At 69.8% G+C, this 8652-nt stretch carries 4 protein-coding genes and 1 pseudogene; 3 read left to right on the top strand and 2 right to left on the bottom strand.

What is annotated here, in order from left to right:
* On the top strand, nt 1–1260 hold a 1260-nt coding region (locus LX16_RS26830; protein ID WP_158645755.1), incomplete at its 5' end, for a glycosyltransferase family 2 protein.
* Nucleotides 1261–1304: 44 nt separating this feature from the next.
* On the opposite strand, the gene LX16_RS26415 is transcribed toward LX16_RS26830, so the two are convergent.
* On the bottom strand, nt 1305–3419 hold the full coding sequence (locus LX16_RS26415) for an acyltransferase family protein (protein ID WP_147144702.1): 2115 nt from the start codon (nt 3417–3419) through the stop codon (nt 1305–1307).
* Between the two features lie 168 nt (nt 3420–3587).
* A complete protein-coding gene (locus LX16_RS26410) occupies nt 3588–4916 on the bottom strand; it encodes a nucleotide sugar dehydrogenase (protein WP_147144701.1) in 1329 nt (442 codons plus the stop codon).
* A gap of 325 nt (nt 4917–5241) precedes the next feature.
* Between LX16_RS26410 and LX16_RS26405 the strand changes: the two genes are divergently transcribed.
* Nucleotides 5242–6183, top strand: a complete 942-nt coding sequence (locus LX16_RS26405; RefSeq protein ID WP_158645754.1) for a class I SAM-dependent methyltransferase — start codon at nt 5242–5244, stop codon at nt 6181–6183.
* A gap of 192 nt (nt 6184–6375) precedes the next feature.
* Nucleotides 6376–8505, top strand: a pseudogene (locus LX16_RS26400) (bifunctional glycosyltransferase/CDP-glycerol:glycerophosphate glycerophosphotransferase); the annotation flags it as partial.
* Nucleotides 8506–8652 lie beyond the last annotated feature (147 nt).

Genomic DNA, 8652 nt, shown 5'->3' with positions numbered 1-8652 from the left:
TGGCACCACCGATGCGACTACGCCGCCGTCATCGGACACAAACGATTCGTCGACCACACCCCCCACACCCACACCCCCCAACACATCCACCACACGGTGTCCGAGGGGCGTGCCGAGACCCTCTTCGCGGGCGTGCCGCAGGAGGCCCAGTGGATCGAACGGGTCATCGACGCCACCGACAGGTTGCGCAACGCCGACCAATCCGAGGCGTACCGGGTGTTCGTGGGTGCGAGTGGTTCGGTGTCCCGCCGCATGTTCGAGGCGGTGGGCGGGATGGACGCGGCCATGATCCTGGGCGGCGACACCCACTTCGGATACCGCCTCGCCCAAGCCGGCGCCGTCTTCATCCCCGACGACCAGTCATCAAGCTGGCACCTCGGCAGAAGCCAGATCCAGTCGAGGCGGGACGCCGCCAAGCGCTACCGGAAACCGTTCCAGGCCAACCGGATGCCCGCCCTGCACTACCGCGAGGCGGCCGACCGGCACCTGTGGACCGTGCCGGCGGTTGACGTGGTAGTCGACGCCGCCGGGGCCGTGCTGGACGACGTGCTCGGCGCGGTCGGTCCACTGTTGGCGGGTGGTTCACCACGTCAGGTGCGGGTCACGTTGGTGGCGGACTGGCCCGACCCCGACCGGCGACACGCCACCCTCGACGACCCCCACGCCGAACTACGCCTCATCCACGAAACCTACCGAGGCGACCCCCGCGTCCACTTCACCCACACCACACCCACCCCCGACCCACAAGTCCCCTACCGCCTACTGCTGCCCGCCTCGGCGAGGACGACGCGGCACGCCCTCGACACCCTGATCGCGGCCCTCGACGACGCGCAGGCCGGCCTGTTGGAGGTCCGGCTCGACGACGGCGCCACCGTGCGGTTGGAGCGTCACGCCGCCTTCGCCCGCGCCCGCCACCTCGCCCCCGACGACACCGACCTGGACCCGCTGGTGGACAAGGGCTTCGGCGTGCTGAGGATCGACTCCGGTGACACTGTCCACACCGGAGTCGTCGACGTGTTGTCGACCGCCCGGTTCGGGCGTCGCCGTGACGGCGTCCCACAGTTGGCACCGGCGCGCCGGGATCTCGCGGAGGCACGGAGGGAACTCGCCGCCGCCAGGCGACGGCTCACCCGCCAACGGCGCCGCATCGCCCGGCTCCGCAGGACTCCACTGTGGCGGGTGCGTCGCCTCGTCGACCGCCGCGCCAGGCGGTTGCTCCCGGAGCGGGCGTACCGGTTGCTCCGCCGGTTCACCGCCTGACCGGTACAGATGCGTTGCAGGCCGGGGCTCTCGCCCCGGCCGGTTCAGATGCGCGGCAGCCGCTCCGACAACAGCGGCGCCAGCATCAGCGCGTAGTCGGTCGTGATGTGGTGCCCGTCCCGGTAGACCAGCAGGTTGCCCACGATGACGGGGCAGGTGTCCGTGCACAGCCAACTCGACGGGTCGATGATGGTGTCGACGAAGGGTTCCAGCACCTCGATCGACATCTGCCGGCGTTCGGGCTGCCGGATGGCGTCGGCCAGCGGTTGGCTGCAGTCCTGGACACGGTGTATGTCGGCGGCCAGGCAGTCGGGGGCGTCGGTCTTGGCCCACGGCGTGTCGAGGATGTTCACGAGCCTGGTGTCCGGGGACATCACCTGCGCGTACGTCTCGAACCAGCCGGCGGCCCATGCCGTGTCGGGATCGGACTCCTCCTGCGGCTGGTTGTTGTCGGCGTCGCTGGACGACATGATCACCATGTCCGGTTCCATGTCGGCGATCTCGGCTATGGTGTCGTCCCGCCACTGCACGCACTCGTGGTAGTCGCGTTTGAGGATGCTGTTGTAGGGCAGGATCGCCGGGGCCGAGCAGGAGCTCTTGGTCCTGGGCAGCAGTCGCCAGCCCTGCTGTTCGGCGATCAGGTTCAACGCCGGGAACCACTGCGCGGCGTGGGAGTCCCCCATCAACACGACCGTCTTGTCCCCGTCCTCGTCACCGTAGACGCACCCGGACTGCGCGGTCACGACCTCCCGCTCGGCGTGGCAGCCGTCGTCGTAGATGACCGGGCGGTCGGCGTCGGCCTCGTCCAGAGCGGGTGTCAGGTTCGCCGGAACCGTGGAGACCGTCAACGACTCCTCGATGAGTGCGGTCAGGGTCTCGGCCTTGGAGTCCGATTCGGCGACCAGAGTCGCGGTGTCGGGCGCGACACCGCTTCCCGACAGGGCCGGGGGGAACGCCAGGGTCACGACCGCGACGAGTGCCGTGACGCCGGTGAGCGACACCCCCACCCCGATCCCCCACGACGGGGCGCGTTTCAGCGTCATCCGCCGCCGGACCGGGTTCTCCACGAGGTGCAGGCTGCCGATGCTGATCAGCAAGGCGACCAGGCTCAGCAGGAGGTTCAACGGCACCGACGGTGAGGCTCCCAGGGCCACCGGGGCGATCAGCAGTATCGGCCAGTGCCACAGGTAGAAGCCGTACGAGGTCCGTCCCACGAACTGCAGGGGGCCGCGGTCGAGCAGCAGGCCCGCACCGCCCGTGGGGCGCGCGCACCCGCCCGCGATGACCGCGACGGTTCCGGCGACCGGGAGGATCGCCGCGTACCCGGGGAAGACGGTGGACTCGTCGAACCAGAACACGGTGGCCACGATGCCGCCCAGCCCCGCCCAGGTCAGCACCGCGGCCGCCCTGCCGTTCATGGCCGACAGCCCGGTCGCGAACACCGCCACCACGGCACCGGCCGCCAACTCCCACGCGCGGGTGTGGATCCCGAAGTACGCCCACGGCCCGGAGTCGGCGGTGTAGAGGACACTCACCGCCAGCGAACCCGCGATGACCAGTGCCAACACGACGACTATCGGGGCGCGGCCGAAGTCGCGGCGGCGGCGCCACGCCAAGGTGGCGACGATCAACAGCAGCGGCCACACGAGGTAGAACTGCTCCTCCACCGCCAGCGACCAGAAGTGCTGCAACGGTGAGGGCGGCGATTCGGCGTTCAGGTAGTCGGTGCCCTCGGCCGCCAGCCTGAAGTTGACGCCGTAGACGGCACTGGCGAGCGCGTCGAAGGCGATCGACGGGTACCGGGTGGCGGGCAGCCACAACCAGGCGCCGGCGAGGGTCGCCGCGACGACCACGGTGGCGGCCGGGAGCAGCCGGGTGGCACGCCGCGCGTAGAACGCCGCGATGGAGATCGTTCCCTTGGCCGTCCGCTCCTTCAGCAGTAGCGAGGTGATGAGGAAACCGGATATGACGAAGAAGACGTCTACACCGACGTATCCCCCGCCCACCAGTGGGACTCCGGCGTGGCCGAGGACGACCGCCCCGACGGCGACCGCCCGCAGTCCCTCGATGTCGGGCCGGAACGAGAACGCCCCACCGGTCGTCGGTGCGGCTGGAGTGGTGACCGTTTCCGGTGCGGTGGTGGCCAGGGAGGCGGACATGCCTTCTCTCCAGTGTGTACGGGAGGTGCGGGGGTGGTGTCGCGAGGGGCGGCCGTCGTCTCCGCACGGCGGGCCCTCCCAGTGGGCACACCGCGCCACGGCATACCGGCGGGGCCCGGTGTCCCGACGATGTGGACGGCCGTCGTCAGGCGGGGGACGCCGACCGGATCACAGCACGTGCAGGCTCTTGGGGAGGTTCTGCACGGTCAGCCGGCCCTGCGGCAGGGGTGCCTCCGGTCTGCGGAGGACGCCGCGCGTGTCGAGCAGCAGCCTGGCCTCACCGAGCAGGCCGGGGGTGTAGGTGGTGTGGCCGGTCAGCAGGATCGTGAGGTCGGATTCGGCCAGCGCGGTGGACAGGTCGTCCACCCTCGGGACCTCGGCCCCGCCCACCGTCCAGGTTTCGACGTGGGGGTCGTGGTAGCTCAGGTCGGCGCCCTTGAGGAGCAACTTCTCGGCTACCGGACGCGCCGGGGACTCCCGCTGGTCGGCGATGTCGGCCTTGTAGGTCACGCCCAGCAGCAGGACGCGGGAACGCTTGAGCGCCAGTCCGGCGAAGTCGTTCAACAGGTCGGAGGCGCGGCGCAGCACGTACTCCGGCATCCGCGCGTTGATCTCCTGGGCCAGTTCCACGAACCGGAACGGGAATCCGAGGGTCTTGACCTTGTAGGACAGGTAGTTGGGGTCGATCGGGATGCAGTGCCCACCGACGCCGGGCCCGGGCTGGAACGCCTGGAACCCGAACGGTTTCGTCGCGGCGCAGGCGATCGAGTCCCACAGGTCCACCCCGAGTTCCCGGCAGAACACGGCCATCTCGTTGACCAACGCGATGTTGACGTGCCGGTAGGTGTTCTCCAGCAGCTTGGCCATCTCCGCCTCGCGGGTGCCCTTGGCCATCACGACGGTGTCGATGAAACGACCGTAGAACGCGGCGGCCGTCTCCCCGCACCGCTCGGTGAGTCCACCGACGACCTTCGGCGTGTTGGCGATGCCGTAGACCGGGTTGCCCGGGTCGACCCGTTCGGGCGAGAACGCGAGGTGGAAGTCCACCCCCGCCGTCAGACCGGAGCCGGCTTCAAGGATCGGTTTGACGACCTCCTCGGTGGTCCCCGGGTAGGTCGTCGACTCCAGTACGACGAGCGTGCCCGGTCGCAACCGGCCGGAGACGGCCGTCGTGGCCGAGGTGACGGCGCCCAGGTCGGGACCGCCCTCCTGCGACAACGGCGTGGGAACACAGATCACGACGGTCCGGGCGTGGGCGAACACCGCGTCGTCGGTGGTGGCGCGGAATCCCGCCGCCACCATCGCGGCCACCTCGTCGTCGGTGATGTCGTCGACGTGCGAGGAGCCGTCGTTGAGGGCCGCCACCAGCCCCTCGGACAGGTCGAGTCCGACGACGCTCAGACCCGCCGACACCGCGCGCTGCGCCAGCGGCAGCCCCACATAACCCAGGCCGACCACGACCACGTCCACAGTGGTTTTTGAGTCTTCACGCTTCACTGGCAATCCTTTGCGATTCCGGGCCGTGCCCACAGAATGGCACCCCACGACAGACGCTCATGCCGGCCGGGCCGCATGGCACGGCGATCATAACAATGGGAACGGGCCTTCCGAAACGACGAGTAGTCCACCGGAACCGGATATTCACCACTCACCCGGCACACCACCTCGCGCGTTAACCTGGAATTCGTATTCCCGCCGCCGAATCGTTCAGCAAGAATTCATCGGAAAGGCCGGAGTCCGCACCTGTGCGCGCATTCTCTCCCGGACGTGGTTGACTGCGTTCCGGAAATTCGGAAAGGGAGAACGACGCATGGTTCCACGGATGTTCACGAGACCGGCGGTCATCTCGGTGCTTCTCGTGCTCGCCGCCGCACCGGTGCCTGCCCACCTGCTGGCCGGCGACACCGGTCTGTTGGCCTGCGTCGTCCTGATCCTGCTGGTGATCGCGGCGTACGTGCTGTCGGCGGCCCGTCTGGGCCTGACCGAGGACCGCCGGCGCGGGGCCGAACTGCACCGGCGGCTCGACCGCGTCGACACCGAGCTGCGCGCGGTCCGCACCAACGTCAACCGGCGCGCGCACGAGTTGAAACGGCGGGTCGACCCGTTGGCCGGCGACATCCGCGACGCCGCCCGGCGACTCGACCGGCGCATCGGCCAGGTGGACCACCTCATCGGCCTCTACTACGACCTGCGCCCGCCGGTGTCCTTCCCGGGCACGGCGGGGTGGGCCGCCTCCCCCGACCTGCTGAGGTTCCTCTACGACAGCGTCCACGACCTGCGGCGTTCCCGGATCGTGGAGTGCGGCAGCGGCGTCAGCACGCTCATCATGGCCTATGCGCTGCGCGAACTGGGACAGGGCCGCGTCGTCGCACTCGACCACGAGGCGCGGTTCGCCGCGCACACCCGCGCGGTCCTGGAACGCCACGGGCTCTCCGACTGGGCCGAGGTCCGGGTGGCGGCGCTGGCGGAGGTGACCGTCGAAGGGGAACGGTGGCCCTGGTACGACGTCACCACGCTGCCCGACGGACCGATCGACATGCTGGTGGTGGACGGTCCGCCCAAGGCGACCCGCAGTCAGGCGAGGTTCCCCGCCGTACCGCTCCTGCACGACCGTCTCACCGAGGACGCCATCGTGGTGCTCGACGACCACGAGCGGCCCGACGAACAGGCGGCGGGACGCCGCTGGGTGGAGCTGTACCCCGACCTGACGTCCGAGGCGCTCGGACACCACAAGAACACCCTGGTGCTACGGCGTGGACGATGAATGTTCATCTGATGTCGAACTCCCGTCCATTAATGGAGAATTCACCATTTAGACACCATGGTGAATCCGGTGTGGATAGGACGCCCAGCGGCGGATTCGCGCCACCGGAAACGGCACTGAACAGGCAGTTTCCCCGCCGTTAACCCAAACGCCACGACTCACGGCTCACTTGACCGGCCGAGTATCGCCGTTATGCTCGGTCCCATGCTGAAGATCAGCATCATCATTCCCGTTTTCAAGGTACAGGGATTCCTCAGGGAATGCCTTGATTCAATTCTCGCTTCGCCGTATCCGCATCTCGAAGTGATCGGTGTGGACGACTGTTCTCCGGACCAGTCCGGCGAGATACTCGCCGAATACGCCCGCACCGACCCACGGGTGCGGATGCTGCGGACGCCACACAACTCCGGCAGCGGTGTCGCCCGCAATCTCGGCTTCGACGCCGCCGACGGGGACTACGTGTGGTTCGCCGACAGCGACGACCTGATCGCCCCCGGCGCGATCGAGCGGATCGTGGCGGCCCTGGACCGATTCACACCGCAGGAACGGCCCGACGTCCTGCTGTTCGACTACCGGCGCCTCACCGAGGACGGTCAACTCGCCGACAGCGACCTGCCCGGCCTGCTGGCGGCGGGCGGCCCTCCCGCCGAGTTCACCTTCGCGACCTGGCCCACCGTCGCTCGCTACACGCACACGTGCTGGAACAAGGTGGTGCGACGCGACTACCTGGCCGAACTCGGCCTGCGGTTCCACGCGGGCTGGTACCAGGACGTGCCGTGGAGTTATCCGGTGCTGATGAACGCGCGACGGCTCTCGCTGCTGGACGCACCGTGTTACCTGTACCGGCAGCGCCGGGCCGGCTCGGTCACCCGCACCACCAGCGACCGGCACTTCGACGTCTTCACCCAGTGGGAACGCGCCTGGAGTCACCTGGGCGACGACCACGACGAGACGGTTCGCGCGATCCTCTACAACCGGATGATCTGGCACTGCATGCAGGTGCTGGGCAACGACGGCCGCGTCACCTCGGGCACCCGGCGGCGGTTCTTCCGGCACGCCGCCGACGTGTTCCGGCGCCACCACCCGGGCGCCTCCTACCGCAGACCGTCCGGTGGCGAGGGTTCCAAGCACCTGCTGCTGCGGTACCGCTGGTACGGCGGATATCTACTCACCCGCCTGGCCCGGCGCACCTACAACCGGCTCCGATGGGGACATCCGCACGGCGGGTACTCCAGTCGCGGCCTCCGTCACGCCCTCGCCACCACGGCACTCCGGTGGCGGCGACGACTCACCGACGTGGCGGCGTTGCGATCCCTGTGGCATCGGCGGCGCCCGATCCGGCCGGACCTGGTCGTGTTCGCCACCGAGGGATACGGCCGGCCCGAAGGGGTGTGCGCGGCCCTGGACGAGGCGGTGGCGACGCTGCTGCCCGGGCGGCGACGGGTATGGCTCACCACCACCGGACGGCCCGGGGACGAGACGGCCGCGCCGGGCTCGTCGGCGGCGGCGCGGGCGATCGGCCGGGCGAAGTACGTGATCACCGACTTCGACGCCGACCTGGGACCGAAACGCCAGGGCGCCGTACACGTGCGCGCCCTGGCGCACACGCCGGTCGAGGTCGTCGGACTCGACAGGCGCCGCCTGGACGGTTCACCCGATGTCGAGGGATGGTTCACCGTCGCCGACCGCTGGGACTACGTCGTCTCCCCCAACCGGCACGCGGCAGAGGTCGTGGACCGGGCGTTCCAGGTGCGCGCCGCCGAAGTCCAGTACGGTCTGCCACGTTCACGGTGGTCGCAGGAGGCCACGGACGAGGTGAGGCGGTCACTGGGTGTCCCGTCCGGTCACCGTCTGGTGTTCTACCACCCCGCCGCCCGGCCCGGCGGCCTCGCGACGCCGACCTTCGATCTCGTCGCGCTGGAACGGGCGACACCCACGACGACGGTGCTGGCCCTGGACGAGACAGGCCGGCTCTCCCGCAGCGACGCCGACGGGAACGTGACGGCCGCGCCGCTGCCGGCCGAGGTGAGCCCACACGACCTGTACCGGGCGGCCGACATCGCCGTCGGCGACTACCGGGGCGCGCTGGTCGATCGGGCGACGGCCGGTGCGGCGACGGTGCTGTACGTGCCCGACTGGGAGCGGATGCGCGCCGCGGGCGCGGTGACCGCCGACCTGGTCGCCGAGCCCCCCGGCCCGGTCTGCCGCGACTGGAACGCGTTGACGGCGTACCTGAGTGACCCGGTCCCGGTGCCACCGGACACCGGCTTCCTCCACCGGTTCGGCGACTGGACCTCCCGTGACGCCGCGGAGTCGGTGATACGGCACGTCTTCGGGCTCGCCCCGGCCCGCCCGGCGGACCCCGAACCGCCCGCCGTGACCGGACCGGCCACACCGGTGGTCATCCCGGACGTGCTCGTGGAGCAGGACCCGCCCGCCGAGCTGACCCGGGCGTTACCCGGAGCGTCG

Source organism: Stackebrandtia albiflava (genome assembly GCF_007994225.1).
GTDB lineage: Bacteria > Actinomycetota > Actinomycetes > Mycobacteriales > Micromonosporaceae > Stackebrandtia > Stackebrandtia albiflava.
This window is presented reverse-complemented; position numbering and strand designations above follow the sequence as displayed.